This window comes from uncultured Campylobacter sp., assembly GCF_938045535.1.
GTDB lineage: Bacteria > Campylobacterota > Campylobacteria > Campylobacterales > Campylobacteraceae > Campylobacter_B.
Genome location: NZ_CALIMQ010000013.1, coordinates 1 through 1,048, shown reverse-complemented (window position 1 = coordinate 1,048; position 1,048 = coordinate 1). Strand labels below are relative to the sequence as shown.

The 1,048-nt window shown below is 48.7% G+C and carries 1 protein-coding gene; it reads right to left on the bottom strand.

The genetic code is table 11. The features are described 5' to 3' along the window. Positions 1–70: 70 nt before the first annotated feature. The coding region (locus Q0095_RS00635) for a HAMP domain-containing sensor histidine kinase (RefSeq protein WP_297880406.1) at positions 71–1,048 on the bottom strand (978 nt) is incomplete at its 5' end.

Here is a 1,048-nt window from a genome sequence, read left to right as displayed (position 1 = left end):
CCAAACTACGATTAAATTTAAACCGCAAGCGACCGCTTTTAAATTTTAAATTTCACTAAATTTTAAAATTTTACTCTCGCCACGTAAGGCGAAAGGTCGTTATCTCGCCCGGCACGCTGTCGTAGGAGATAGAAAAGGAGTATTTTTTGCAGACCTCGCTTACGATGCTAAGCCCGATTCCAAAGCCGCCCTCGCTTGAGTTAAAGCGCGCAAAACGCCTGAAAATTTCGTCGCCTCTTTTCCTGTCGATCCCTTCGCCGCTATTTGAGATCGCTAGCTCGCCGCGCCTTAGCCGCACATCCACGTAGCCGCCTGCATCGGCGTATTTTACGGCGTTGCTTAGCAGATTATCAATCAGGCGCGAAATTTCATAGACGTTCGCGCTCATGCTCGCATCCGAAAGATCGGTTTTAAGGCTTAGTCTGCGCTTTTGAATAAACGGCGCGAAGTATTCGCAGCGCGAAGCGACGAGGCTCTTTAGATCGATTAAGCTAATCTCGCCCTCCTTATTCATACCGAAGGTTAAAAACACGAGATCCTCGTAGATGCGCGAAAGCGTCTTGGCGGCAAGATCGATATTGGCGACGCGCTTGGCGTTGTATTCTCCAAGCTCTGCGTGCCGCATCGTCTCGACGCTCATCGAGATAATACTAAGCGGAGTGTTGATCTCGTGGGTGCTATCTTTGATGAAGCGATTTAGCGTGTCGATCTTGTCGTAAAGCGGCTTGGTGCCTAGCCGCACCAGATAAAACGCCACGGCTAATATCACGCCCAAAAGCGCTATCATCATCGCTGCTGTTTTGATACGAAGCGTTAAAATTTCGCCCTGCACGCTACTTCCAAGCAGAATGATTTTAGCCTTGGAAAAGGCATTTCGCTCCTCCATATTTTGCAGATTTTCATAAATTCCTAGCCTTCCGCCACTTATAAATTCCGCCTTTAGCTTCGCTTTATCAAGCGCTCCGAGCTCACCGCCGCAGCCGTAAATTTCATCAGAGTTTGGCTTAAATATGCACGCACTCACGCCCTTTTCGCGCTCAAAGTCCGC